This is a genomic window from Acinetobacter sp. NIOH-H-8 (assembly GCF_046635365.1).
In the GTDB taxonomy this organism is placed as follows: Bacteria; Pseudomonadota; Gammaproteobacteria; order Pseudomonadales; family Moraxellaceae; genus Acinetobacter.
Window position 1 is genome coordinate 11,612 of the sequence record NZ_JBHDVN010000011.1, and the last position, 25,576, is coordinate 37,187.

Consider the following 25,576-nt stretch of genomic DNA (forward strand, 5'->3'; position numbering starts at 1 on the left):
TCGCTCACGCATTCTCATATGCCAGCCTCGTTGTGACCATCTTGGTATCACTTCGAGATTGAAAGCCTTCTAGTTAGTTTTGGTCGACGCTAGAGGGCTTTTTTATTGCCTAAATTTCGTAATCCCCCTAAATCCCCCTTTTGCAAAGGGGGACTTGCATCCCACCATTTGCTTCGAGGAATCTCCCTCCTTTGAAAAAGGAGGGTCGGGGTGGATTAGAAACCCATCAGATTACTGACAAGCCTCACAATCAGGATTATCAATTGAACATGCTTGTGGCACTGGCGCTGCTTGAGTGAAACCTTCTTCCTCTACAGGAGCTTCAGGCTTTTTCTCTTCAACCACTGGTGCTGCAACTACAGGAGCTGCAACAGTCGCGGGCTTAACTGCATTCAATGTACCAGTATTAATGGTTGATTTTTCAGCAGAAGTTGCACCTAATGCACGTAGGTAGTAAGTGGTTTTCAGACCACGTAACCAAGCCATCTTGTAAGTGATGTCCAGTTTCTTACCGTTTGCACCCGCGATGTACAGGTTCAGAGATTGTGCTTGGTCGATCCATTTTTGACGACGAGAAGCCGCATCTACAATCCAGCGTGGCTCAACTTCAAACGCAGTCGCAAAGATCGCTTTCAATTCTTCAGGAATACGAGAAATCTTTTGTACTGAACCTTCGAAGTGTTTCAGGTCATTCACCATCACCGCATCCCAAAGACCACGTTCTTTCAACGCACGTACCAGGTACGGGTTGATCACTGTGAATTCACCAGACAGGTTAGATTTCACATACAGGTTCTGGAATGTAGGCTCGATTGACTGAGATACACCACAAATGTTCGAAATGGTTGCAGTCGGGGCAATCGCCATCACGTTCGAGTTGCGCATACCGTCTTTTTGAACTTTGGCACGTAAAGTGTCCCAGTCCAGACGTTGTGTACGGTCAACTTCAAACATACGTTCTGGACGAGTTTTCGCAACCAGGTCAAGTGAGTCGATTGGCAGAATACCTTGATCCCATAGAGAACCTTTGAATGTTTCATACGTACCGCGTTCAACAGCAAGGTCACTTGAAGTTGAAATTGCGTAGTAAGAAATCACTTCCATTGATTCATCAGCAAACTCAACCGCAGCATCAGAACCGTAAGCCATACCCATTTCATATAGTGCATCTTGGAAGCCCATGATACCCATACCGACTGGACGGTGTTTCAGGTTTGAGTTACGTGCTTGAGGAACCGCATAGTAGTTGATGTCGATGACGTTATCGAGCATACGAACCGCAGTTTTTACTGTACGCGCCAGTTTTTCACGATCCAGCTTGCCGCCTTGGACGTGTTGTACTAGGTTGATCGAACCTAAGTTACATACTGCGATTTCTTCTTTGCTCGTGTTCAGGGTAATTTCTGTACACAGGTTAGAAGAGTGAACTACACCCACGTGTTGTTGTGGTGAACGCAGGTTACATACGTCTTTAAATGTGATCCAAGGGTGACCTGTTTCGAACAGCATAGACAGCATTTTGCGCCACAAATCTTTTGCACGGATTTTCTTGTGCAACATATTTGTTTCTTTGGCAATGCTTTCGTAGTAAGCATAACGCTCAGCGAACTCTGCACCAGTCAGATCGTGAAGATCAGGCGTTTCAGAAGGGGTGAACAGTGTCCATTCCGCATCTTCGAATACACGTTGCATGAACAGGTCAGGAACCCAGTTGGCAGTGTTCATGTCATGGGTACGACGACGGTCATCACCAGTGTTCTTACGCAGCTCAAGGAATTCTTCGATATCCAGGTGCCAGGTTTCCAGGTATGCACATACTGCACCTTTACGTTTACCACCTTGGTTTACTGCAACAGCAGTATCGTTGGCAACTTTAAGGAATGGCACCACACCTTGAGACTTACCGTTTGTACCTTTAATGTAAGAGTTCAGGGCACGAACTGGAGTCCAGTCATTACCTAAACCGCCTGCCCATTTAGACAGCATTGCGTTATCACGCATCGCACCATAGATGTCAAACAGGTCATCATCAATCGTAGTTAAGTAGCAGCTAGATAACTGTGGACGTAACGTACCTGAGTTGAACAGGGTAGGTGTAGACGCCATGTAGTCGAAGCTAGACAATAAGTTATAGAACTCGATTGCACGATCTTCGCGATTGTCTTCGTTCAGGGCAAGGCCCATAGACACACGCATGAAGAACAATTGCGGCAATTCGAAACGCACGCCATCTGAGTGGATGAAGTAACGGTCAAATAGGGTTTGCAGACCTAGGTAAGTGAACTGGTTTGAACGTTCTGGTTGAATCGCTGCAGCCAGTTTAGCCAGGTCAAAGTTTAACAATTCAGGTGAAAGAAGCTCTAACTCAATCCCTTTTTTCAGGAAAGTTTCAAGCGCATCACCTTCATTAGTATCAGTGGATAGACCCAAGAACTCTAAACCGGTAGCCACCAGGTCATCACGCAACAGACGTGCAGTCACATAGGTATAGTTAGGTTCTTGCTCAATACGGGTACGAGTTGCCATCATCATTGTGGTAGAGATGTCAGACTCTTTTACGCCGTTATAAAGGTTTTTTACGGTCTCATCGACAATCGCCTGTACATCGATCCCTTCAAGGCCTTCAGCAGCGCGAGTTACAGTCGCAGTCAATTCGCTTAAGTCAAGCGGCTTTAACTTGCCTTCTGCATCAGTGACTTGCAGTGTAGGGTGATGGTTGGCACCTAACTGTTTGCGCGCTTCAGAACGTTGTTCACGGTAGATGACATAGGCACGTGCAACTTTCTGTTCGCCAGTACGCATCAGCGCAAGTTCAACCTGATCCTGAATTTCTTCGATATGGATCGTGCCACCCGATGGTAAACGGCGTTTGAATGTATTCAGAACCATTTCTGTTAATTGTTCGATACGGTCGTGTATACGGCTCGAATCTGCACTTTGCTGGCCTTCTACTGCCAAAAATGCTTTTCCAATTGCAACAGAAATTTTTTCTGCATCAAAAGCGGCAACATCACCGGTGCGTTTAATCACCTGAAGTTGACCCGGAGTGGATGTGATTACGCTCATGTTAGCATAGCTCCATTGTCATCTATTTTTATGTTTATGGACCGTTTGAACTGGGCAAAAATCATGCCACAGTGTTCGAGGAATAAACACAAGACCTAGTGGTTACAAAATTAATTGAACACAAGATACGGGAAAATTTAGGGTAGATCAATATTGACATTTTGCTAAATATTTTTCTGAAGTTTTATCTTAATCTTTTGCAAAAAGGTCCCAATTTTTATTGATTCTTGCATAAGCCTTATCCGGCAAGGCATAGCATATCAAAGCTGGCAAAAAGTGCTTATAGATAACATTGTGGATAACTAAAAAGGCCTGAATCAACTAGTCACATTTTGTTCAGATTAAGCTGTGATCGATGCAAATAAGCCGACAAACGGTAGTTAAATGCACATTCGAGTGAAATGTGCACGATAAAATATTACAAAATGCTACTTTGATGTATTGGTTTGGTGAACGCTATCTTGTTTACAATGTAAACGTGTGTATATTGCAAGCATGTTAAAAACGTATCTATTGGATTTCAAAAGGATACGTCCGTAGCATACGTCCATCAAATAAAGGGGCAACACATGAGCCAAGAAGAAAAGTTACCTAAAATTCTAATTGTTGAAGATGATGAGCGTCTTGCTCGTTTAACACAAGAATACCTCATCCGTAATGGTCTTGAGGTTGGGGTAGAGCCGGATGGCAACCGTGCTATTCGTCGTATTATTGCTGAGCAACCAGACATGGTGGTTCTAGATGTCATGTTGCCAGGTGCTGATGGTTTGACCATCTGTCGTGAAGTTCGTCCACATTATCATCAACCGATTTTAATGCTGACTGCACGTACTGAAGATATGGATCAGGTCCTAGGTCTGGAAATGGGTGCAGACGACTATGTCGCTAAACCGGTTCAGCCGCGTGTCCTGCTGGCTCGTATCCGTGCTTTATTACGCCGTACTGACAAAGTGCCTGAGGATGAAGTGGCTCAGCGCATCGAGTTTGATGACCTGGTGATCGACAATGGTGGTCGTTCAGTAACCTTAAATGGTGAGCTGGTTGACTTTACCAGTGCAGAATATGACCTGTTGTGGCTGCTGGCTTCAAATGCGGGCCGCATCCTGTCACGTGAAGATATCTTTGAGCGTCTACGCGGTATCGAATATGACGGCCAAGACCGTTCAATTGATGTGCGTATCTCGCGCATTCGTCCAAAAATTGGTGACGATCCTGAAAATCCAAAACGTATTAAAACAGTACGTAGTAAAGGTTATCTATTCGTCAAAGAAACTAATGGTATCTAATCGGTGCCTTTAGCCGCCTGAATAAACAGGATAATTAATAGGTGTTTAAACACAGTATATTTTTGCGGATATACGCAGGCCTGGTCATGCTTGTGGTCCTGGTGGCAGTATTCAGCTATCTGCTGGTACAGATCATCAACTACCAGCGTGCGCAGGAGTATCGTGAATCCCTGACTGATGGTATGGCATATATCATCAGTGAGGGGGTTGCGAGACAGCCTAATCTGCAGCAAAAGATGGATTGGGTTTCAGATGCGTCTGATCTGTTGGAATTGCCGATCTACTATGTCGAAGCCAGTAAAGTGGATATTACCCGGGCGGAAGGTCGACGTCTGGCTGACCGTAAGGCAGTCGTGCGTTGGGATGCCAAAACCGGGGTAGCTTATATTGTCATCGGGCTACGTGATGATCCAAGTCATTATCTTTATATTAAGGCGGATAATATTACTGAACGTCAGATGAAGGCTTTACCGGTCTTTATTCTGGATTATCTGGTGTACTACCCAGGTCAGGAAAAAGAATACCTGAAGCGAATTCAGGACTATTTCTCTTATCCAATCTCGATCGAAAATGTCCAAAGCTTGCCATTAGATTCCGAGCAGATCGGACGTTTGCGTCTAGATCACAGCATTATCCTATATCGTGATAGTGCCTCAATTCGTGGTACTACGATTTCGATCATTTCTCCTATACCTAGCTCGACGTCTGAAGTGCTGGTCATGGGGCCAGTGCCGTTATTTAACTGGATGCCATTCCAGTTAGCTGCCGGAATTACCTTATTGAGCCTGTTTGTCTTAAGTCTGGGAATTTATGGTCTGCTGGTGCCAATGCAGCGTAAACTGCGTGAAGTGAGCTATGCCCTGAACAAGATGAAAACCGGGAACATGTCATTGCGTCTTCCGGTTGAGGGTAGTGATGAGATGGCGACGCTGGCTTCCAGTTATAATAATATGTCGGATCATATTCAGCGTCTGATTGAAGCGCAGCGTGAATTGATGCGTGCCGTATCGCATGAACTGCGTACACCCGTGGCTCGTATCCGTTTTGCTGTAGAAATGATGGCAGATGAAGACGACTATGATTATCGCTTGCAGCAGGTTGAGCAGATCGATAAAGATATTGAAGCCTTAAATACCTTGATCGATGAAATCATGACCTATGCCAAACTGGAACAGGGTATGCCTTCAATTGAATTTGAAGATGTTGATCTGTTTGAAGTGTTGGAGCAGGTCGCAGTCGAAACAGATGCTCTAAAAACTGGAAAAGAAGTTGAAGTGCTGCCAATGCCAGTACCTGTAACCGTAGAAGCTGAACGACGTTACCTGCATCGTGTGGTTCAAAACCTGGTGGGGAATGCAGTACGCTACTGTGAGCAGAAAATCCTGATCAGCGGCGGACTAGATGCTAAGGGTATGGCGTATATCTGTGTAGAAGATGATGGTCCGGGGATTCCGGAAGCTGACCGTGCCCGTATCTTTGAAGCCTTTGCCCGACTGGATGATAGTCGTACCCGTGCTTCAGGCGGGTATGGTTTGGGCTTGTCTATTGTCAGCCGGATTGCTTACTGGTTTGGTGGAGAGATTCAGGTCGATCAAAGTCCGACACTGGGTGGTGCACGCTTTATCATGATTTGGCCAGCAAGCCGTTATGGTAAAAAAATCAAGCAAAAACCTATCGAAAAACTGGAAAAAGCTGAAGTGTCAGATCAGTCAGAATAAGAGTTTAGGTGAGAAAAAACGATACATAGGTATCGTTTTTTTATGGCTATTTAAAGGGGATTATTCATGGATGGTAGCATCCGGTTCAATCAGTGGCTTGCCTTCTTTCAGGCTGTTTAAGGCATCAGAATTGAAGTTGATCAGTAGCTTGTTATTTTTAACATCTACCTGATAGCTTTGGATTAGTTTCTGGTCGCCAGATAAGGTTTCAAGCTTGTACTCATCGGCAATATTCATAATACCGTCCAAGTTAATGCTGGAAGAGGCATAGTCTGTCTGGAAAAGTTTATGAATATCCCCTAAGTCAAACATTGCATTGCTGGCATCCTGATGTTTTTGAATATAGCTTTCTACATGTCGCATCAATAATTGCGCAAAGAAAAAATAATCGGGTTTATGGGTAAATCGTAGAGACATGCATGGACTCCTTATTGTTACTTTATAAATGTCATAGTGTGTTTAAAAATAGAAATATCATAATCTGAATCAAACTGTTGGACGTGTTGCAAAAATACACAATTGCTCTTTTAAGGCTTACCGAGAGCGGGCAGAAAAGGGCGACTTCTAATTGAATGACAACATTCATGTTAAACATCTTTTAAAAACACACTGATTTTTTCGAGGCATTATGCAAAGGTGAAATGTTTTTGATTGATTCTTTATAAGTTTCTTTTCATGGGGTGGGTAGCCAGCCACTGTACAAGGAGTGAGGCTTAATTAAGCAGAGCTTTAAAAGCCTATCTGGTTTTAGAAAAAATAATGGAAATTTAAACTTTAATTTAAAAAAACGATCGGTTGAGATTCTGTGAGCTTAAAGCCAGAATAAAATTAGGAATGTCTAAAAAATCATCCAAAAGACTAAGGCTTATAAGCTAGCAAGTGAAATCCAAAATCAGGTACAATTGGCGGGATTAATTTTGTGTTTGGTGTATTTGAAGGCCAATACATACATTCTTTGTTAATAAATCGGCCTGCCAGGAGTTATCCCCGCATGAGTGCCATTACTCCATACGAATGGGCAATTATTGCCTTCGTGATCGGCGTTACATTTTTATGCGTCTTTATGCTCACTGTCCCATTACTCCTCGGGGGTAAATCATGGGGCCGTGCCAAGCAGGAGCAGTTTGAGTCAGGCGTAGTCAGCGCAGGTGGAGCTCGTATCCGCTTGTCTGCGAAATTCTATTTAGTTGCAATTTTCTTTGTAGTCTTCGACCTCGAAGCACTTTACCTGTATGCATGGGCATCTTCTGTTCGTGAAGTAGGTTGGATTGGTTTTGCAACTGCAGCTATCTTTATTTTGGTTTTACTTGTTGGTTTGGTTTACGAATTATCGACAGGCGCACTGAACTGGGCACCTTCAGACAGACGTAAAGCAGCAGGATATAAAGCTAAAATTGGTTCGCCAAATATGGATCTTGCAGAAATTACGCGCTTCAACTCTGTTGAAGAATTGGTTATGGATCCAACTGGTCAAATCCCAGCTCAATCATCTGGTCTTGTGAAAAAATCACAAGTTCAACCCTCTGATAAGGAGTAACTCGGGATGAAATATACATTAACCCGTGCGAATCCGAATGCTGATGAATATCCACTTCAAGAGCGTATCGTTGTAGAAGATCCGCTTCTAGAAGAAGAAGTGAATAAAAATGTGTTCATGACTCGCCTAGAGGATGTAATGCACACAGCAGTGAACTGGGGTCGTAAGAACTCAGTTTGGCCATTTAACTTTGGTACATCTTGCTGCTACGTTGAATATGCAACGACTTTGACCGGTGTACATGACTTGTCACGTTTCGGTGCCGAAGTTATCCGTGCTTCACCGCGTCAGGCAGACTTGATGATTGTAGCAGGTACATGCTTCGTGAAAATGGCTCCGGTAATCCAACGTCTGTATGAACAGATGCTTGAACCGAAATGGGTTATTTCAATGGGTGCGTGTGCGAACTCAGGTGGTATGTACGATATTTATTCAGTCGTACAAGGTGTGGATAAGATTATTCCGGTAGATGTATACGTTCCGGGCTGCCCACCACGTCCTGAAGCATTGATCCAGGCATTAATGCTGTTACAAGACCAAATTCAATTAGAGCGTCGTCCGCTGTCTGCGGTAATCGGTGATGATCTTAAGCCAGTGTATAAGCCAAAGATGATGCCGGAACGTGACCGTAAGAAAGACCAGCGTGTGGCTGTGAAGAACTTACGCTCTATGGATGAAATTAAATAATTTAAACGACCGGTTTTTTGTTGTGCACCCGCTATGGGTGTAGTTGTCGTTTAGGTTGACTGAATTTGTATTAAATAGGAAGCCAAGCCAATGGCTGAAACTGACATTGCTATGCCAGAATCAACAGCAGTTGATTCACGCCCAGCATTTGCCATCATTGAAGAGCTCAAAACCAAGTTTGGTGAGAACTTCTTTGTGCAAACGACTTTCGAGGATTTTCCGACAGTTTGGGTTGAGCGCGCACGTGTACAAGAAGTATTGATGTTCTTGCGTACCGTGCCACGTCCATACGTGATGCTATTCGACTTGTCTGCAGTAGATGAGCGTTTACGTACGCACCGTGACGGTTTGCCTGCGTCAGAATTCACAGTGTTCTATCATTTATTATCTTTAGAGCGTAACTGTGACATTCGTATTAAAGTTGCATTAAGCGACAGCGATCTGAATATTCCGACCGCAACGAATATCTGGCCAAATGCGAACTGGTATGAGCGTGAAGCTTATGACATGTTCGGCATCAATTTCGAAGGGCATCCAATGCTCCGTCGTATCTTGTTGCCAACCTACTGGGAAGGTCACCCGCTACGTAAGGAATATTCTGCACGTGCGACTGAATATACCCCGTATATGCAGAACCAAGCCAAACAAGACTTCGAGCAAGAACACCTTCGCTTTGTGCCTGAAGATTGGGGCTTAAAGCGTGGTAATAAAGACGAAGACTTCATGTTCCTGAACTTGGGTCCTAACCACCCATCTGCGCACGGTGCGTTCCGTGTAATTTTGCAGTTGGATGGTGAAGAAGTGAAAGACTGTGTGCCAGATATTGGCTATCACCACCGTGGTGTGGAAAAGATGGCTGAACGTCAAACTTGGCATTCATTTATTCCTTATACTGACCGTGTGGACTACTTAGGTGGTTGTGCTCAAAACATGCCGTATGTGATGGGTGTGGAACAACTGGCAGGTATTACTGTGCCAGACCGCGCACAATGTATTCGTGTCATGATGTCGGAACTGTTCCGTATCAATAACCACTTGCTGTACATCGGTACTGCGATTCAGGATGCCGGTGGTATGACCCCTGTATTCTATATGTTCGCTGACCGTCAGAAAGTATATGACATCGTGGAAGCGATTACTGGTTACCGTATGCATCCAGCATGGTTCCGTATCGGTGGTACTGCACATGACTTGCCAAATGGTTGGGAAAAACTGGTTCGAGACTTGCTCGACTGGATGCCTAAACGTTTGAACGAATACTATACTGCAGCACTGAAAAACTCTGTATTTGTGGGTCGTACCCGTAATGTGGCTCAGTACGATGCGAAATCTGCATTGGCATGGGGCGTAACAGGTACTGGTCTGCGTGCGACAGGTATCGACTTTGATGTTCGTAAATACCGTCCATACAGTGGTTATGAAAACTATGATTTCGAAGTGCCAGTAGAGTACGAAGGCGATGCATATGCTCGTGTGATTGTTCACTTCCGTGAAATTGAACAGTCACTGAAAATCATTAAGCAGTGTCTAGAGAATATGCCTTCTGGTGCGTACAAAGCGGACCATCCGCTGGCTGTTCCACCACCAAAAGACAAAACATTACAAGATATTGAAACCTTGATTACGCACTTCTTGAGCGTTTCTTGGGGTCCTGTAATGCCTGCAGGTGAGTCATCTGTGATGGCAGAAGTGGTGAAAGGTGCGTCGACTTATTATCTGACTTCAGACAAGTCAACCATGAGTTACCGTACCCGTATTCGTACACCAACTTTCACGCATTTACAGCAAATGCCTTCTGTGATTAACGGCAGTCTTGTATCTGACTTAATCATTTATTTAGCGACAATCGACGTCGTAATGGCTGACGTGGATCGCTAAGGGGTAAACGCATTATGATGATTTTGACTGATAAAAAGCCACGTGTGAATGTTGAAGGAATTTTGACTGCGGACGAAATTCACGATATCGAACATCACATGGGGCACTACCCATACCCACGTGCAGCGTGTCTAGATGCGCTGAAGTGTGTACAACGCCGTAATGGCTGGGTAGATGATGCGCAAATGAATGCCATCGCGCAAATGCTCAGCATGAGCCTTGCCGATTTGGAAGGGGTTGCAACGTTCTATAACCGTATTTACCGTCAGCCAGTGGGTCGTCACGTAATTTTACTGTGTGACTCAATTGCGTGTTTCTTGATGGGTGCGGAGACTTTAGCAGAAGCATTCCAGCGTGAATTGGGTATCCAGTTCGGCCAAACCACAGCGGATGGCCGTTTTACCTTGCTTCCAATTTGCTGCCTAGGTAACTGTGACAAAGGTCCAACCCTCATGATTGATGAAGACACTCACGGTCTAGTGGAAGTGACATCAATTAAACAGTTATTGGAGAAGTATGTATGAATACCGAACCAAAACCAATTTATGGCGACGGTAACCCGGAAACGCATCCACTGACTTGGCGTCTAAGCAAACAAGCAAATGTCCGTCACGTTGATGACTACGAAGCGCTTGAAGGCTATGCAGGCTTTAAAAAAGCCCTGTCTATGACACCGAAAGAAGTGCTGGAAGTTGTAAAGGCAGCAACCGTAAAAGGTCGTGGTGGTGCAGGCTTCCCGGCAGGGATCAAATGGTCGCTGATGGCGCCAAATGACAATTCAGGTCCACGTTACCTGATTTGTAATGCCGATGAGATGGAACCAGGTACCTTCAAAGACCGTCTGTTGATGGAAGATCTTCCTCACCAGCTGATCGAAGGTATGCTGATTGCAGCTTATACCCTTGAAGCAACTCAAGGTTATATCTTCATCCGTGGTGAATACATCGAAGCGGCGAAGTACCTGAACGAAGCACTTGAGCAGGTTCGTGCCAAAGGTTACTTGGGTGACAACATCCTGGATTCTGGCTGGAGCTTCGAGTTACACGTGCATACCGGTGCGGGTCGTTATATCTGTGGTGAAGAAACTGCATTGATTAACTCGCTTGAAGGTCGCCGTGCAAACCCGCGTACCAAACCGCCATTCCCGCAGGTTGCAGGTGCTTGGGGTCGTCCTACGATTGTCAACAACGTAGAGACCTACAACAACTTGCCAGCCATCATGTTGCGTGGTCCAGAATGGTACATCGGCTTATCTGCGGGTAAATCGAAAGATCCAGGCACAAAAATCTACGGTGCATCAGGTAAAGTAAAATTCCCAGGTCTATGGGAACTGCCATTCGGTACAACTGCACGTGAAGTGATTGAAGAACATGCCGGTGGTATGCGTGACGGCTTGAAGCTGAAAGCATGGTTACCAGGTGGTGCATCAACTGACTTCCTGGCTGCTGAGCATATCGATCTTCCGATGGATGCGGAAAGCATCATGAAAGCAGGTTCACGTTTAGGTACTTGTCTATTGATGGTAGTTGATGAAACCCAATGTATGGTTTCAGCAACCCGTAACCTCGAAGAATTCTTTGCGCGTGAATCATGTGGCTGGTGTACACCTTGCCGTGATGGCTTACCTTGGGCGGTGAAAGCGCTTAAAGCACTTGAAGATGGTACTGGCAAGAAAGAAGATATCGATCACTTACAAGAACTGACTCGTAAGCTTTGGATTGGTAAGACTTTCTGTGCTCACGCACCAGGTGCTATGGAACCGTTAATGGGCGCACTCAAACATTTCCGTGGCGAATTTGAAGCGAAAGTCGTAAATGCTGCCGCTCAAACCCGCAACGTAGAACAAGCTTAAGGAATTCGACTATGGCTACAATTCATGTCGATGGAAAATCGTATGAAGTCAACGGCTCGGAAAACTTGCTGCAAGCATGTTTGAGTCTTGGCATCGACATCCCATACTTTTGTTGGCATCCATCCTTAGGTTCTGTCGGTTCTTGCCGTCAATGTGCTGTGACTCAATACGCGAATCCAGAAGATACGCGTGGTCGTTTGGTCATGTCATGTATGACACCGGCTGCTGACAATACCTACATCTCGATTGAAGACAAAGAAGCAAAAGATTTCCGTGCTTCTGTTGTTGAATTCTTGATGACCAATCACCCGCACGACTGTCCAGTCTGTGAAGAGGGTGGCCACTGTCACCTGCAAGATATGACTGTGATGACACAACATGACCGTCGTCGTTACCGGTTCACCAAGCGTACGCATTACAACCAAGAACTTGGTTCGTTCATTGCGCACGAGATGAACCGTTGTATCGCATGTTACCGTTGTGTTCGTTATTACAAAGACTATGCGGGCGGTACGGATTTCGGCGTATATGCAAACGCTTCTCGCGTTTATTTCGGTCGTCCGGAATCAGGTACTTTGGAATCTGAATTCTCAGGTAACCTGACTGAAGTGTGTCCGACTGGTGTATTCACCGATAAGACTCACTCGGAACGCTATAACCGTAAATGGGACATGCAGTACGCACCAAGCGTATGTCATGGCTGTTCTTCAGGTTGTAACATCTCTCCAGGTGAGCGTTATGGCGAGCTTCGCCGTGTTGAAAACCGTTTCAATGGTGAAGTTAACCAATACTTCCTGTGCGATAAAGGCCGTTTCGGTACCGGTTATGTAAACCGTAAAGACCGTCCACGTCAGCCACAGTTCCGTACTGGCACGAATGTAGAAACAGTTTCTGTTGATACAGCATTGGATACTGTGATTGCGAAAATCCAGGGCAAAAAAGTTCTGGGGATCGGTTCACCACGTGCATCACTTGAAGCTAACTTCGCGCTACGTGAATTAGTTGGTCAAGATAACTATTCAACCGGTATGGCTCAAAAAGAGCAAAATCTGGTTGAACTGGCTGCATCGATCATGCAAACCGAGGGTGTCTATAACCCGAACATGCGTGAAATCGAAAGCTATGATGCGGTACTGATTCTGGGTGAAGACCTGACTCAAACTGCGCCACGTATGGCTTTATCTGTTCGCCAAGCTGCGAAAAATAAAGGCAAGGAAATGGCTGCAGAGCGCCGTACGCAAGAATGGCTGGCTGAACCTGTACAACGTATTGCCCAAGATGCTAAATCTCCGATTTACATTCTGGCTGCAACACAAACTCGTTTGTCTGACGTTGCAGAAGGTGAAGTAGTTGCTTCTCCAAATGACATCGCACGTTTAGGCTTCGCGATTGCTGCGGGCGTGAAAGGTGAAGTCATCACTGGTCTTGATGACGATGCGAAAGCATTTGCACAAACCATTGCAGATACGCTAAAAGCTGCGAAGAAGCCACTGATCATCTCTGGCACAAGTCTACAAGACGCAACCATCATGGAAGCTGCTGCACAAGTAGCACAGAACCTTGGTAATGCTGGTCTGACCTTGACTGTTCCTGAAGTGAACTCAATGGGGCTGGCAATCTTCGGTGGTCAAAGCCTTGAACAAGCATTTGCACAAGACTATGACACTGTCCTAATTGTAGAAAACGATCTATACCGTCGTTTACCAGTAGCTCAGGTTGATGCTGCGCTTGCAGGCAAACAGGTGATCGTATTGGATCACTCTGAAACTGCGACTGTGAAGAAAGCCAATATTGTATTGTCTGCTGCTTCATTTGCTGAAGGTGATGGTACTGTCGTTTCTCAAGAAGGCCGTGCACAACGTTTCTACCAAGTGTATGACCCTAACTACTACAACCCGGAACTGGCAATCAAAGAATCTTGGCGCTGGTTACACGCACTGGAAACAGGTGTACAAGGCAAAGCGATTTCTTGGACTGTACTGGATGATGTGATCGAGTCAGTAGCAAGCAACGTTCCTGCACTTGAAGGTATTCTGGATGTAGCACCAGATGCAGGCTTCCGTGTCCATGGTCTGAAAGTGGCACGTGAACCACGTCGTTACTCAGGTCGTACGTCGATGCGTGCGCCATTGTCTGTACATGAGCCGAAACAACCTACTGATAAAGACACTGCATTAACATTCTCTATGGAAGGTTATGTCGGTGATGAGACTCCATCTTCACTGGTACCATTTGCTTGGGCTGCAGGCTGGAACTCTCCACAAGCCTGGAACAAATACCAGGATGAAGTAGGCGGTCACTTAAAAGGCGGTGATTCAGGCGTTCGTTTATTCGACCGTTTACCAAAACGTCCAGCGCGTAGCTTCGTTGCACCAGCACCTGTGCTTGTAAATGCTGAAAGCTTCCGTCTGGTACCAATGCATCACATCTTTGCATCTGGCGAGTTCACCATCAAAACTCCGGCAATGGAATCACGTATTCCTGACGCAGTATTTGCAGTGGGTGAACAAGATGCTACACGCTTGAACCTGCAAGACGGTCAGAAGATCACTGTGAAAGCAGGCGAGACTTCAATTGTTCTTCCTGTACAAGTGATTAAATACTTACCAACAGGTTATATTGGCTACCCAATTGGTCTTGCACCAACGGTATCTCTTGCAGAGCCTGTTTCAGTCGCGGTAGGAGCGTAATTCATGGAACAAGAATTAATCCGTCAAACGCCGCTGTGGGCTGAAAACTGGCCAATCGCCTATTCAGTACTTCAAGCGATCGTGATCTTACTGGTTGTAGTACTGATCGCTGCGTTGATGTCTTTTATTGAACGTCGTTTACTCGGCTTGTGGCAAGACCGTTACGGTCCGAACCGTGTAGGTCCGGGCGGTATGTTCCAGATTGTTGCCGACATGCTGAAAATCATGTTCAAGGAAGACTGGACACCAAAATTTGCCGATAAATTGACTTTCCGTATGGCTCCAGCAGTTGCGATGGCAACTGCGGTGCTGTCGTTCATGGTTATTCCTGTGTCACCTTATCTAGGTGTTGCAGACATGAGTATCGGTCTGTTGTTCTTCATGGCAATGGCAGGTATTGCGGTATATGCAGTACTGTTTGGTGGTTGGTCTTCTAACAACAAATACGCATTGCTTGGTGGTCTACGTTCAGCAGCACAAACTATTTCTTATGAAGTGTTCCTGGGTATTTCCCTGATGGGTGTAGTGGCAATTGCCGGTTCATTCAACATGCGTGAAATCGTAGAAGCACAGAAAGATGTATGGTTTATCATTCCTCAGTTCTTAGGCTTCCTGATCTTCGTGGTTGCAGGTGTTGCGGTAACTCACCGTCACCCATTTGACCAACCAGAAGCAGAACAGGAACTGGCGGAAGGTTACCACGTAGAATATGGCGGTATGAAATGGGGTATGTTCTTCGTTGCGGAATACGTGAACGTAGTACTGATCTCTGCATTGATCGTAACCCTGTTCTTCGGTGGCTGGTTAGCACCATTTGGTCTTGATTTCCTTCCACCAGCATTCTGGTTCATTATTAAAACAGCATTCTTCGTAATGATGTTTGTATTGGCGCGTGGTTCTTTAATGCGTCCACGTTATGACCAGGTGATGAACTTTGGTTGGAAAATTTGCTTGCCATTGGCGTTGGTTAACCTTTTGGTGACTGGTGCTGTGATTCTGTTGAATCAGGCCTAAGACAGCAGGGAGAACAAAATGTTTAAATTTCTAGCTGGATTCGGGTCAATCGTTCGTACGTTGTTTATGGTATTTACCCATGCAACGCGCAAACGTGACACCATTTTATATCCGGAAGTGCCAGCCGAAGAAATCGTGCCACCACGTTTCCGTGGTCGTATCGTATTAACGCGTGACCCAGATGGCGAAGAGCGTTGTGTGGCATGTAACCTGTGTGCGGTTGCATGTCCGGTAGGCTGTATTTCACTCCAAAAAGCAGAACGTGAAGATGGTCGTTGGTATCCGGAATTTTTCCGTATCAACTTCTCTCGTTGTATTTTCTGCGGTATGTGTGAAGAAGCATGTCCTACGACTGCGATTCAAATGACACCAGATTTCGAATTAGGCGAATATGTTCGTCAAGACCTAGTCTACGAAAAAGAACACTTGCTGATTTCTGGTCCTGGTAAATATCCTGACTATAACTTCTACCGTGTAACCGGTATGGCAGTTGCTGGTAAGGACAAAGGTCAGGCACAGCGTGAAAGTGCACCTGTTGATGTACGGAGTCTATTACCATGATGTGGCCATTTTATTTAATGGCCCTTGTGGCCATCGTCTCTACGGTTCGTGTGGTAACTAACACGAATCCGGTACATGCTTTATTAAGCCTGATCGTTTCACTCCTTGCTGTAGCAGGACTGTTCCTGATCGTGGGTGCACCGTTTGCGGGTGCACTTGAAGTCATCGTTTATGCTGGCGCGATCATGGTGTTATTCGTGTTCGTGGTAATGATGCTGAACCTGGGCGAACAGACTGTTGCTCAGGAACGCAAATGGTTGACTTCATCAGCTTGGGCTTATCCGGCATTGATGAGCTTCCTGATTGGTCTGATCCTGGTTTGGGTACTTAAATCAGACTACGTACAGCCTTCAATGGTGATGGGCACTGAAATGGTCGGTCCTAAAGCGGTAGGTCAATCACTCTTTACGCAATACTTATTGTTGGTAGAAGTTGCCGCGATGTTATTGCTTGCATCACTTGTTGCAGCATTCCATTTGGGTAAACGTGAACCAGGTGCAGAAGAGGAACAACAATAATGGGCAACATCCCTTTAGAGCATGGTTTGATCGTTGCATCCATTCTTTTTGCACTGGGTTTTTACGGTGTAATGGTGCGACGCAACCTGCTATTCATTTTAATGAGCCTTGAAATCATGATGAATGCTGCTGCTTTGGCGTTCGTCCTGGCGGGCAGTGCATGGGCACAGCCTGATGGTCAAATCATGTTTATCCTGATTCTGACCCTTGCTGCGGCAGAGGCATGTATCGGTCTTGCGATCGTCCTTCAGTTCTATCATCGCTTCCATCATCTGGATGTGGATGCTGCTAGTGAGATGCGCGGATGAGTTATTTATATCTAACAATTTTATTCCCGCTCATTGGCTTCGTCCTTTTAGCGGCAGGGCGTCATAAGCTTCCTGAAACAGTTGCAGCCATTATTGGTGTAGGGGCTGTGGGGTTATCGGCATTGTTCGCACTCATTGCGGGTATGGACTTTGTCAACAATGGTTCTACCGCAGTAGTACAACCTCTTTGGACCTGGTTCAATGTCGGTGGTTTTGCACCGGGCATCAGCCTGCACCTAGACGGTTTGTCTCTGTTGATGCTGGGCATGGTGACAGGCGTTGGTTTCCTGATCCATATATTTGCATCATGGTACATGCGCGGTGAACAAGACTTCGCACGTTTCTTCTCTTACTTCAACCTGTTCGTTGCAAGCATGTTATTGCTGGTACTGGGTGACAATCTGGCGTTGTTATTCCTGGGTTGGGAAGGTGTAGGTCTGTGTTCTTATCTGCTAATTGGTTATTACTACCAAAACCCTGCAAACGGTGTGGCAGCGATCAAGGCATTTACCGTTACCCGTATTGGTGACGTATTCCTGCTGATTGCAATGTTCTTGCTGTTCCAGCAATTCGGTACATTGAATACTCAGTATATCGTTGAAAATGCTGCAACTGTGATGACTCAAAGCTCATCATTGACCATCTGGACTGCACTAATGTTGTTCCTGGGTGCTGCTGGTAAATCTGCGCAGATCCCGTTACAAACATGGTTGGCAGATGCGATGGCAGGTCCGACTCCTGTTTCTGCATTGATCCACGCTGCAACAATGGTAACAGCGGGTGTTTACCTGTGCTGCCGTCTGTTCACAGTATTTGAACTTGCGCCTGAAGTAATGATGTTCATCTCGATTACTGGTGCGGTGACATTACTGGTAGCTGGTTTTGCTGCATTGGTACAAACAGACATCAAACGTATTCTGGCTTACTCAACTATGAGTCAGTTGGGCTACATGTTTATGGCTGTAGGTGCTGAAGCATACCAGGCGGGTCTGTTCCATATGCTGACTCACGCATTCTTCAAGGCATTATTATTCTTGTCTTCTGGTGCGGTGATTCTGGCTTACCACCACGAACAAAACATCTTCAAGATGGGCGGTCTGTTCTACAAGAACAAATTCCTGTTTGCATGTTTCGCCATTGGTGGCGGTGCATTGGCTGCAATTCCATTCATCACTGTGGGCTTCTTCTCAAAAGATGCAATCCTGGGTGCGGTATGGGTACAAGGCCAATCAATTGCGGTTTACAGCACACTTTACTGGGTGGGTGTAATCGGTGCGTTCCTGACTTCGATCTATACATTCCGTCTGATCTGGGTGGTATTCTTCGGTAAAGAAAACACACCTTACCACGCAATCAAGGGTGTAACTTACTGGGGTCCATTGGCAATTCTTGCAGTACTTTCAACTTTCGTTGGTGCAGCATTAAAAGCACCTGTGGAAAGCATTTTAAATGCAGCTAAACTTCCTGCATTTGAAATTCCGGAAGCGCTTGAACATGGCATGCATACTGCAGAATACACAGCAGTAGGTATTGCACTGGTAGGTCTTGCAATTGGCGTAGTGCTATTTGCTTTTGCTTACAACGCTGTGAAATCTTTTGCGAAAACTTCTCTGGGTGCGGGCCTTGCCAACATCTGCCGTAATGCACTTGGTTTTGACAAGCTGTATGACATCGTTTTTGTGAAGCCTTATTTGTTCTTCGCGAAATTGTTCGGCCGTGATCCGATTGATGGCTTCTGGCTGGTGCTGCCTGCACTGGTTAAAGGTGGTCATAGCTTTACCAGTTCACGTCAAACAGGTTCACTGCGTGAATATGCATCTAGTATGGGGCTCGGTGTCGTTGTCCTACTGATGATCTTGCTCGTGATTCAGGTAGTGGGGAAATAAAATGGAAGCTCCAAACAATATTATTTTGCCGGCTCTGATCCTCATTCCGTTCATTGCAGGTTTTATTTGCTGGTTGGTCGATAAACTCGACCAACACCTTCCGCGTTATATCGCGCTGATTGGTATGTTAGTGACGCTGGTTTTAACCATCGTCCTTTGGCAGTCGGGTACTTATAATTATGAACTTGGCGGTGCGGCTCCTACGTGGGCAGCCGAGTTCAAATTGCCTTGGATTCAAACCCTGGGCATTAACATTCACCTTGCGGTGGATGGTTTATCTTTACTGATGGTTGGCTTGACTGCACTCCTTGGTGTGCTGGCAGTAGGCTGTTCATGGGGTGAGATTCAGAAAAACGTGGGTTTCTTCCACTTGAACCTTTTATGGTCTCTGGGTGGTGTAATCGGCGTATTCCTGGCAATTGACCTGTTCCTGTTCTTCTTCTTCTGGGAGATGATGCTGGTGCCGATCTACTTCTTGATCGCACTTTGGGGTCATAAAGGGGCAGAAGGCAAGTCACGTGTATATGCTGCAACCAAGTTCTTCATCTACACACAGGTAGCTGGTTTAGTCATGCTGATTGGTATCCTTGGTCTGGTGACTGTAGGCTACACCATGACTGGTCAAATCCGTTTCGACTACAACTACCTGATGGGTGTAGCGAACATGCTGGATACACAAGCACCAGCAGTTGCTTATGCATTCATGATCTGTCTATTTATCGGTTTTGCGGTAAAACTTCCAGTTTTCCCATTACACGGCTGGTTACCAGATGCGCATGCACAAGCACCAACAGCGGGTTCTGTTGACCTTGCAGGTATCTTGATTAAGACAGCTGCTTATGGTCTGATCCGTTTCGTGATCCCATTCTTCCCGGCGGCTTCTGCACAGTTTGCAGACATCGCGATCATTTTCGGTTTAATCGGTATCTTCTACGGTGCTTGGTGTGCTTTCCAGCAAACCGATATGAAACGTTTATTGGCGTATACGTCTATTTCACACATGGGCTTCGTTTTACTTGCAATTTATGCAGGTAACATCCTGACCTTCCAAGGTCTGATGATCATGATGCTGGCTCACGGCCTGTCATCTGCGGCGCTGTTCATTATGTGTGGTCAGGTGTACGAACGTGTTCATACACGTGATATGCGTTTGATGGGTGGTATTCGTGGTCAGTTCCCATACCTTGCATTCTTCCTGATGTTCTTCATCGCGGCGCTTGTCGGTATTCCAGGTCTAGGTAACTTCATTGGTGAGTTCCTGATCCTGATGGGTTCATTCGGTAAATTCCCTGCATTCACAATCCTCGCTGCAATCAGCCTGGTATTTGCGGGTCTGTACGGTTTGATTCTGATCCATAAAGCGTTGTTTGGTGTTCCAAACGAAGAGCAAAAACAGCACTACACAAATCCGTTAAAAGATTTAAATGCACGTGAAGTGGTAATTTTGCTGATCTGTGCATTTGGTCTAGCATGGCTTGGTCTATACCCACAAAGCTTCCTTGACGTTTCTAACTCAAGCATGGCGTGGTTAGCGAATAGCTACATTCCTGTGTCTGAAGCAGCTGATGCTGTGCAGCAAGCTGCCGTTTCAGCTGAAAATGTGGAGATCCAATAAGCCATGAACTTCACAATGTCTTTTTCTGAGCTTATGCCTCTAGCACCTGTGATGATCGTGTCATTGACTGCGATCGTTGTGATGTTGCTTACTGCGATTAAGCGTAACCATAACTTAGTTGCGACTACGACAGTCATCGGTCTAAACCTGGCGGCGTTGTACATTCTGTTCGTTCTGTTAGCGGGTCAATTTGCACCTGCTAATGTAATGAACCTGTTCCTCGTAGATCCGTTTACGATGCTGTACCAGTTTGTGATTATTGTGGCTGCACTGGCGTGTAGTACCTTGTCACATGCTTATATTGAAACCTATAAAGATAACCGTGAAGAACTGTATATCCTGATGCTGACCTCCGTTGCCGGTGCGATGCTGATGGTGGCAAGTTCTCACTATGCATCTTTCTTTATTAGCCTTGAGCTCATGTCGATCCCTGTATACGGCTTATTGGCGTATACACATCAACGCTCTCAATCGCTAGAAGCAGGTGTGAAATATCTGGTGCTTTCAGCAACTGCATCTGCAATGTTGTTGATGGGTATGGCATATGTTTACGCATATACAGGTTCTCTAAGCTTTGTCGCTGAACCAGGCAAACTGTTGACTGCGTTTAGTCAGCCTGCTGTGGTAATCGGTCTGGCACTGATTGTATTCGCTGTTGGCTTTAAACTGTCACTGGCTCCATTCCACAAATGGACACCAGACGTATATGCAGGTGCTCCAGCGCCAGTTGCAACTTTCCTTGCAACTGTGTCTAAAGTGGCAATGCTGGGTCTGTTCGTACGTTATGTATTGTCTTCTGGCTTAATCCTGTCAGATAGTTTCGTCACTATCATCAGCGTGATTGCAGTACTTTCCATCATTGTAGGTAACTTGCTTGCAGTGAAACAGGTGAACCTGAAACGTATCTTGGCATACTCTTCAATTGCTCACTTCGGTTATGTACTGGTTGCAATCGTATCTGCACGTAATACTGACTTTTTACAGGTTCAAGGTTTCGCGACTTTTGAAAGTGTAAACGTCTATATCATCACTTATGTATTGACTACGATTGGTGCTTTCGGTGTGGTAACGCTGATGTCTAGTCCGTATAACAATACAGATGAAGCAGGTAGCCTGGCTGAGTACCGCGGTCTATTCTGGCGCCGTCCAGTATTGACTGCTGTATTAACTGTGATGATGCTGTCTCTGGCAGGTATTCCATTAACAGCGGGCTTCATCGGTAAGTTCCTGGTAGTGAAAACTGCGGTTGCTGGTGAGTCTTGGTTCCTTGCTGCGATGGTTATCCTAGGTTCAGGTATTGGTCTGTACTACTACCTGCGTGTGATGGTTGTCATGTATATGACTCCACCAGAAACACCACGTCTTGACGCTGTAAATCACTGGGGTCAGAAAGTCGGCGGTATCATGGTATTGCTTGTCGCATTACTGGTACTGGTGATCGGTGTTTATCCAGATCCAATCATTGCGCTGTCTCGCTATGCGTTCTTCGCAATGTCGCCTGAATTACAACAGTTTATTTTCACTTTGGTTCAAAGTGGTTTTAACTAATTCAGCGAAAGTTTGAAGTTATTACAAAAAAGCCTCCACGATTGGGGGCTTTTTTAGTTAAACAAATCCGGAAAAGTCTTTATAATAGCGGAAATTTATCTTTAACCTTCTAGGTGTTCTCCCGTGGCAATCCATGAAATCCGTCATCCTTTAATTCGACATAAACTCGGTTTACTGCGTCGTGCTGACATTAGTACCAAGAACTTCCGTGAGCTGGCTCAGGAAGTGACTATGCTTTTGACTTATGAAGCGACCAAGGATCTTCCTGTCGTTGAGCATGAGATTGACGGCTGGAACGGACCGGTAACTGTAGACCGCATTGCAGGTAAGAAAATTACTGTGGTGCCAATTCTACGTGCAGGTATTGGTATGCTGGACGGTTTCCTGAATCTGATTCCAAGTGCCAAAGTCTCTGTACTGGGTCTGGAACGTGATGAAGAAACCCTACAGGCACGTACTTACTATAAAAAACTGGTTCCAGACGTACAAAACCGTCTTGCGATGATCATTGATCCAATGCTGGCGACTGGTTCTTCTCTGGTTGCTGCGATTGACGTATTGAAAGCCAGCGGCTGTAAAGATATTCGTGTGATGGTATTGGTCGCTGCACCTGAAGGCATTAAACGTGTTGAAGAAGCTCATCCAGATGTGGTGATTTTCACTGCGGCGATTGATCACGGTTTGAATGAAAATGGTTACATCGTTCCGGGTCTGGGCGATGCGGGTGACAAGATTTTTGGTTCAGTTCAAAAAGATTAATATTTTTGAAAATGAACAGAAAAGGGGCTTTTACAGCCTCTTTTTTATATACTGAATACTGACAGATACAGAGTAGGGGACGTTTATGACTTCCGAGCAATACCAAGGAAAAGTAAAACAGTACAATCCAGAAAAAGGATTTGGTTTTATTTCTTCACCTGAGGGTGAGGTATTTTTTCATATCTCGGATTTCCCCGCCGATTTAGGTGAGCCGAAGCGCAATGACCGAGTAAAATTCAATGTGGTTCAGAATGGTGATCGCTATAAAGCCATTAAAATTGAACGTGTAGAAGATAAATCGAAGAAAGCTAAGAAAGCCAAAGCGGTAGCAGTCAATACTTCGATTACTTCAGCCCTATTGTCGAATTTAAAGCGTTAATATTTGCCTGGAAAATACATTTAAAAGGAGGCTTTAGAGCCTCTTTTTTATTCGAGTTATAAGTTTATGTAAGTTATAGGAATCTTGTGTAATTTAAAGCATATAAAATGATGCGAAAACAATAAAATACCCACCAAAGTTCAACAATATCCTTTAATCCCTTCCATATAAACTACGCATCTGTTGAATGATCTAGGGACATATATCATGTTTACAGATGGAAGAATTAAAACCTATGATGCTGTACGAGGGGTGGGAAGTATTGAACTGGCAAATAATGCGAAGGAGCTTAATTTTCAGTTAGATCAATTACCTTTACCTGAAATAGTACCTCAAGTCGGAGAACGACTTAAATTTAGAATAATTGAAGAGCAAAATGCGATTCAACTGGACAATATGGTACGTTTGGATATCAAGCGTCAGGAAGAGTTCGTTTCTGAAGTGGTCGCATTGCCATCTCTAGCTTCTACTACGATCGTTAATCCGGCACGCAATACTATTTTCTTTAGTCCCACACTCTGGTTGATTCTGGTAACAGCGATTGGATTTATGATTTTTGGAGAAATTTAAGTTAGGTTCTCCTTTACTAAGATATTTGTCTCATCATTCAAATAAAAAAGCATTTTACGGTGCTTTTTTATTTTTAGGATTTTCATCAGTCTTTGAATACAATAATTAAAAATATCAAACAATAGAGTGAATTATGTTTTTAGAGGGGAAGATCAAGACCTATAACGAAGAACGAGGTTTTGGTTTTATTGAGATAGCGGGTGAGTCAAAAGATTTATTCTTCCACATTAAAGACTTCCCAAATAAGAATATGCCACCAAAAGTTGGGGAAAGTTTAAAGTTTCTCATTGTAGAGGATCAGGGGAAGTTTAAAGCAGACAATATTGTGCGCTTGGATGTAAAGATTAATCAGCCTAACCAAAAATTTAATGAACGAAAGGTTCCTACAGGAAATAGATCGAAGAGAAAAACTGATCGTCAGGGCTTTGACTTTTTAGGATTAATTTTTACCGTTGTAATCGTTGGCGTTTTTATCATTATTTTTGTACCTATGATTTATGGAAAGTTTCAGCGTGCACATTTAGCAAATCAACCCACGACAGCAACTGGGATAACAAATGGAATATATACATGTGATGGTAGAACAACTTGTACTTCTATGACCTCACGGGATGAAGCACGATGGTTTATTCGTAATTGTCCAGGTACTAAGATGGATGGTAATAATGACGGTGAACCTTGTGAGAATGATTCTAGATGGTAGATAAAAAAGCGCTCTTAGGCGCTTTTTTATTTAAACAGAATTCTAAGCCTCACAGAATTTCATAAAGGCCTTAAGACCGGGGCCTTGATATTTCTGGCGGTGTACCAGCATAAATAAAGGACGGGTGAGTAACCAGAATGGAGTATCCAGAATCACCAGTTGGCCTTTTTCCTGCAAAGGTTCAATCGCTAGCTTGGAAATACAAGACATCCCTAAACCACCTGCCACAATCTTCAGAATCGCTTCATTATGGCCTAGAGTCAGACGGATATTGGCATCAGGTACATCTTTTAGTATGGCATTATCAAAGACTTCACGAGTCCCTGAACCTTCTTCACGTAAAATCCATTCAACCGATTTAAAATCTTCAGCAGTAAGCGGATGGTTTAGCTGAGCTAGGGGATGATCCGGCGCACAGCACACTGCGAGTTCATCATCGCGCCAATGAATACATTGCAGCTGCGGTAGATGACAAGAACCTTCAATCAGGGCCAAATCTAGCTGGAACTGATTCACAGCTTCAATCATTTGACGGGTATTGCCGACTTGCAGTTGCAAGTGAGCCTGTGGCTGGATTTTCAGGAAATCCGCCATCAGGTCCGGCATCAGATAGTCGGAAATGGTCAGCGTCGCACCGAGACGAAGGTCAATGCTTTGCAATTCACCTTTGGCTGCCTGCTCGAAAGCATCACAGCGACCAAGAATTTCAAGTGCTTGCGGGAGAAGAAAACGACCTAAGTCATTGAGCTGTAAACGCTTACCAAGGCGGTCGAATAAAGGCGCGCCAAGACCATCTTCTAAATCTGCTAAAGCCATACTCGCCGCACTTTGGGTGAGTTTGACTGCATCACTGGCTTTGGTGACGGTGCCTTCTTGAGCAACTGCTACAAAAACAGCCAACTGGCGTAAAGTCATGCGCATGAATAGAGCCTTAACATTTAAAAAATATTAATAAATTATGCTGTCATGCTACCATGAGCATAGTCTTTGATGCCACGTTT

At 45.0% G+C, this 25,576-nt stretch carries 22 protein-coding genes; 19 read left to right on the plus strand and 3 right to left on the minus strand.

All coding sequences use genetic code 11. The features are described 5' to 3' along the window. Positions 1-231 precede the first annotated feature (231 nt). Entirely contained in the window at positions 232-3,066 is a 2,835-nt protein-coding gene (locus ACEWB7_RS06625; RefSeq protein ID WP_125279111.1) for a ribonucleoside-diphosphate reductase subunit alpha, read from the minus strand. A 569-nt stretch (positions 3,067-3,635) separates the two neighbouring features. Between ACEWB7_RS06625 and bfmR the strand changes: the two genes are divergently transcribed. Together bfmR and bfmS are read left to right on the plus strand one after the other, a co-directional pair. After that, positions 3,636-4,352, plus strand: coding sequence for a response regulator transcription factor BfmR (gene bfmR, locus ACEWB7_RS06630; protein WP_004785097.1), 717 nt, complete (start codon positions 3,636-3,638; stop codon positions 4,350-4,352). A 41-nt stretch (positions 4,353-4,393) separates the two neighbouring features. Further along, entirely contained in the window at positions 4,394-6,070 is a 1,677-nt protein-coding gene (bfmS, locus tag ACEWB7_RS06635) for a sensor histidine kinase BfmS (protein WP_312308476.1), read from the plus strand. A gap of 60 nt (positions 6,071-6,130) precedes the next feature. Here the strand turns inward: bfmS and ACEWB7_RS06640 are convergent, their stop codons facing one another. Further along, the gene (locus ACEWB7_RS06640) at positions 6,131-6,487 is read right to left on the minus strand and encodes a hypothetical protein (RefSeq protein ID WP_312308478.1); all 357 of its coding nucleotides are present in this window, start codon (positions 6,485-6,487) and stop codon (positions 6,131-6,133) included. A 574-nt stretch (positions 6,488-7,061) separates the two neighbouring features. On the opposite strand from ACEWB7_RS06640, the gene ndhC reads away from it, so the two are divergent. From ndhC to ACEWB7_RS06725, 17 genes are all read left to right on the plus strand, one after another. After that, positions 7,062-7,607 carry an NADH-quinone oxidoreductase subunit A gene (ndhC, locus tag ACEWB7_RS06645; protein WP_004785092.1) on the plus strand — a complete coding sequence of 182 codons (546 nt, stop codon included), beginning with the start codon at positions 7,062-7,064 and terminating at the stop codon, positions 7,605-7,607. A gap of 6 nt (positions 7,608-7,613) precedes the next feature. Then, the gene (locus ACEWB7_RS06650; protein ID WP_004785090.1) at positions 7,614-8,294 is read left to right on the plus strand and encodes a NuoB/complex I 20 kDa subunit family protein; all 681 of its coding nucleotides are present in this window, start codon (positions 7,614-7,616) and stop codon (positions 8,292-8,294) included. A 90-nt stretch (positions 8,295-8,384) separates the two neighbouring features. Continuing rightward, the gene (gene nuoC, locus ACEWB7_RS06655) at positions 8,385-10,172 is read left to right on the plus strand and encodes an NADH-quinone oxidoreductase subunit C/D (RefSeq protein WP_004785088.1); all 1,788 of its coding nucleotides are present in this window, start codon (positions 8,385-8,387) and stop codon (positions 10,170-10,172) included. Positions 10,173-10,186: 14 nt separating this feature from the next. Further along, positions 10,187-10,696 (plus strand): NADH-quinone oxidoreductase subunit NuoE, encoded by a 510-nt coding sequence (gene nuoE / locus ACEWB7_RS06660; RefSeq protein WP_312316817.1) that lies wholly within the window; start codon positions 10,187-10,189, stop codon positions 10,694-10,696. After that, on the plus strand, positions 10,693-12,024 hold the full coding sequence (gene nuoF, locus ACEWB7_RS06665; protein WP_004785084.1) for an NADH-quinone oxidoreductase subunit NuoF: 1,332 nt from the start codon (positions 10,693-10,695) through the stop codon (positions 12,022-12,024). Before nuoE ends, nuoF begins: the two co-directional genes overlap by 4 nt. A gap of 11 nt (positions 12,025-12,035) precedes the next feature. Beyond that, positions 12,036-14,714 carry an NADH-quinone oxidoreductase subunit NuoG gene (nuoG, locus tag ACEWB7_RS06670; RefSeq protein ID WP_312316820.1) on the plus strand — a complete coding sequence of 893 codons (2,679 nt, stop codon included), beginning with the start codon at positions 12,036-12,038 and terminating at the stop codon, positions 14,712-14,714. Positions 14,715-14,717: 3 nt separating this feature from the next. Beyond that, positions 14,718-15,728, plus strand: coding sequence for an NADH-quinone oxidoreductase subunit NuoH (nuoH, locus tag ACEWB7_RS06675; RefSeq protein ID WP_004785081.1), 1,011 nt, complete (start codon positions 14,718-14,720; stop codon positions 15,726-15,728). A gap of 18 nt (positions 15,729-15,746) precedes the next feature. After that, complete coding sequence (nuoI, locus tag ACEWB7_RS06680; protein WP_004785079.1) at positions 15,747-16,289, plus strand: NADH-quinone oxidoreductase subunit NuoI; 543 nt, start codon at positions 15,747-15,749, stop codon at positions 16,287-16,289. After that, on the plus strand, positions 16,289-16,807 hold the full coding sequence (gene nuoJ / locus ACEWB7_RS06685; protein ID WP_171056685.1) for an NADH-quinone oxidoreductase subunit J: 519 nt from the start codon (positions 16,289-16,291) through the stop codon (positions 16,805-16,807). The genes nuoI and nuoJ overlap by 1 nt, the downstream gene beginning before the upstream one ends. Then, positions 16,807-17,115: an NADH-quinone oxidoreductase subunit NuoK gene (nuoK, locus tag ACEWB7_RS06690; RefSeq protein ID WP_004280769.1), complete on the plus strand. Its 309-nt coding sequence runs from the start codon at positions 16,807-16,809 to the stop codon at positions 17,113-17,115. The genes nuoJ and nuoK overlap by 1 nt, the downstream gene beginning before the upstream one ends. After that, positions 17,112-19,001 (plus strand): NADH-quinone oxidoreductase subunit L, encoded by a 1,890-nt coding sequence (nuoL, locus tag ACEWB7_RS06695; protein ID WP_180105232.1) that lies wholly within the window; start codon positions 17,112-17,114, stop codon positions 18,999-19,001. Before nuoK ends, nuoL begins: the two co-directional genes overlap by 4 nt. Before the next feature lies 1 nt (position 19,002). After that, on the plus strand, positions 19,003-20,616 hold the full coding sequence (nuoM, locus tag ACEWB7_RS06700) for an NADH-quinone oxidoreductase subunit M (RefSeq protein ID WP_004785072.1): 1,614 nt from the start codon (positions 19,003-19,005) through the stop codon (positions 20,614-20,616). Positions 20,617-20,619: 3 nt separating this feature from the next. Beyond that, a complete protein-coding gene (gene nuoN, locus ACEWB7_RS06705) occupies positions 20,620-22,164 on the plus strand; it encodes an NADH-quinone oxidoreductase subunit NuoN (RefSeq protein WP_004785070.1) in 1,545 nt (514 codons plus the stop codon). A 123-nt stretch (positions 22,165-22,287) separates the two neighbouring features. Continuing rightward, positions 22,288-22,923: a uracil phosphoribosyltransferase gene (upp, locus tag ACEWB7_RS06710; RefSeq protein WP_004785068.1), complete on the plus strand. Its 636-nt coding sequence runs from the start codon at positions 22,288-22,290 to the stop codon at positions 22,921-22,923. A gap of 85 nt (positions 22,924-23,008) precedes the next feature. After that, positions 23,009-23,302, plus strand: a complete 294-nt coding sequence (locus ACEWB7_RS06715) for a cold shock domain-containing protein (RefSeq protein ID WP_180105231.1) — start codon at positions 23,009-23,011, stop codon at positions 23,300-23,302. Between the two features lie 207 nt (positions 23,303-23,509). Beyond that, positions 23,510-23,872, plus strand: a complete 363-nt coding sequence (locus tag ACEWB7_RS06720; RefSeq protein WP_312316833.1) for a hypothetical protein — start codon at positions 23,510-23,512, stop codon at positions 23,870-23,872. A 133-nt stretch (positions 23,873-24,005) separates the two neighbouring features. After that, positions 24,006-24,575: a cold shock domain-containing protein gene (locus ACEWB7_RS06725; RefSeq protein WP_312310130.1), complete on the plus strand. Its 570-nt coding sequence runs from the start codon at positions 24,006-24,008 to the stop codon at positions 24,573-24,575. Between the two features lie 42 nt (positions 24,576-24,617). Here the strand turns inward: ACEWB7_RS06725 and gigC are convergent, their stop codons facing one another. Next, on the minus strand, positions 24,618-25,496 hold the full coding sequence (gene gigC, locus ACEWB7_RS06730) for a LysR family transcriptional regulator GigC (protein ID WP_208462532.1): 879 nt from the start codon (positions 25,494-25,496) through the stop codon (positions 24,618-24,620). Positions 25,497-25,576 lie beyond the last annotated feature (80 nt).

Bases quoted from the DNA above. Each gene is read 5' to 3' on its own strand.
- ACEWB7_RS06625 (WP_125279111.1), bottom strand. From the start codon at position 3,066: ATGAGCGTAATCACATCCACTCCGGGTCAACTTCAGGTGATTAAACGC.
- bfmR (WP_004785097.1), top strand. From the start codon at position 3,636: ATGAGCCAAGAAGAAAAGTTACCTAAAATTCTAATTGTTGAAGATGAT.
- ACEWB7_RS06640 (WP_312308478.1), bottom strand. From the start codon at position 6,487: ATGTCTCTACGATTTACCCATAAACCCGATTATTTTTTCTTTGCGCAA.
- ndhC (WP_004785092.1), top strand. From the start codon at position 7,062: ATGAGTGCCATTACTCCATACGAATGGGCAATTATTGCCTTCGTGATC.
- ACEWB7_RS06650 (WP_004785090.1), top strand. From the start codon at position 7,614: ATGAAATATACATTAACCCGTGCGAATCCGAATGCTGATGAATATCCA.
- nuoC (WP_004785088.1), top strand. From the start codon at position 8,385: ATGGCTGAAACTGACATTGCTATGCCAGAATCAACAGCAGTTGATTCA.
- nuoE (WP_312316817.1), top strand. From the start codon at position 10,187: ATGATGATTTTGACTGATAAAAAGCCACGTGTGAATGTTGAAGGAATT.
- nuoF (WP_004785084.1), top strand. From the start codon at position 10,693: ATGAATACCGAACCAAAACCAATTTATGGCGACGGTAACCCGGAAACG.
- nuoG (WP_312316820.1), top strand. From the start codon at position 12,036: ATGGCTACAATTCATGTCGATGGAAAATCGTATGAAGTCAACGGCTCG.
- nuoH (WP_004785081.1), top strand. From the start codon at position 14,718: ATGGAACAAGAATTAATCCGTCAAACGCCGCTGTGGGCTGAAAACTGG.
- nuoI (WP_004785079.1), top strand. From the start codon at position 15,747: ATGTTTAAATTTCTAGCTGGATTCGGGTCAATCGTTCGTACGTTGTTT.
- nuoJ (WP_171056685.1), top strand. From the start codon at position 16,289: ATGTGGCCATTTTATTTAATGGCCCTTGTGGCCATCGTCTCTACGGTT.
- nuoK (WP_004280769.1), top strand. From the start codon at position 16,807: ATGGGCAACATCCCTTTAGAGCATGGTTTGATCGTTGCATCCATTCTT.
- nuoL (WP_180105232.1), top strand. From the start codon at position 17,112: ATGAGTTATTTATATCTAACAATTTTATTCCCGCTCATTGGCTTCGTC.
- nuoM (WP_004785072.1), top strand. From the start codon at position 19,003: ATGGAAGCTCCAAACAATATTATTTTGCCGGCTCTGATCCTCATTCCG.
- nuoN (WP_004785070.1), top strand. From the start codon at position 20,620: ATGAACTTCACAATGTCTTTTTCTGAGCTTATGCCTCTAGCACCTGTG.
- ACEWB7_RS06715 (WP_180105231.1), top strand. From the start codon at position 23,009: ATGACTTCCGAGCAATACCAAGGAAAAGTAAAACAGTACAATCCAGAA.
- ACEWB7_RS06720 (WP_312316833.1), top strand. From the start codon at position 23,510: ATGTTTACAGATGGAAGAATTAAAACCTATGATGCTGTACGAGGGGTG.
- ACEWB7_RS06725 (WP_312310130.1), top strand. From the start codon at position 24,006: ATGTTTTTAGAGGGGAAGATCAAGACCTATAACGAAGAACGAGGTTTT.
- gigC (WP_208462532.1), bottom strand. From the start codon at position 25,496: ATGCGCATGACTTTACGCCAGTTGGCTGTTTTTGTAGCAGTTGCTCAA.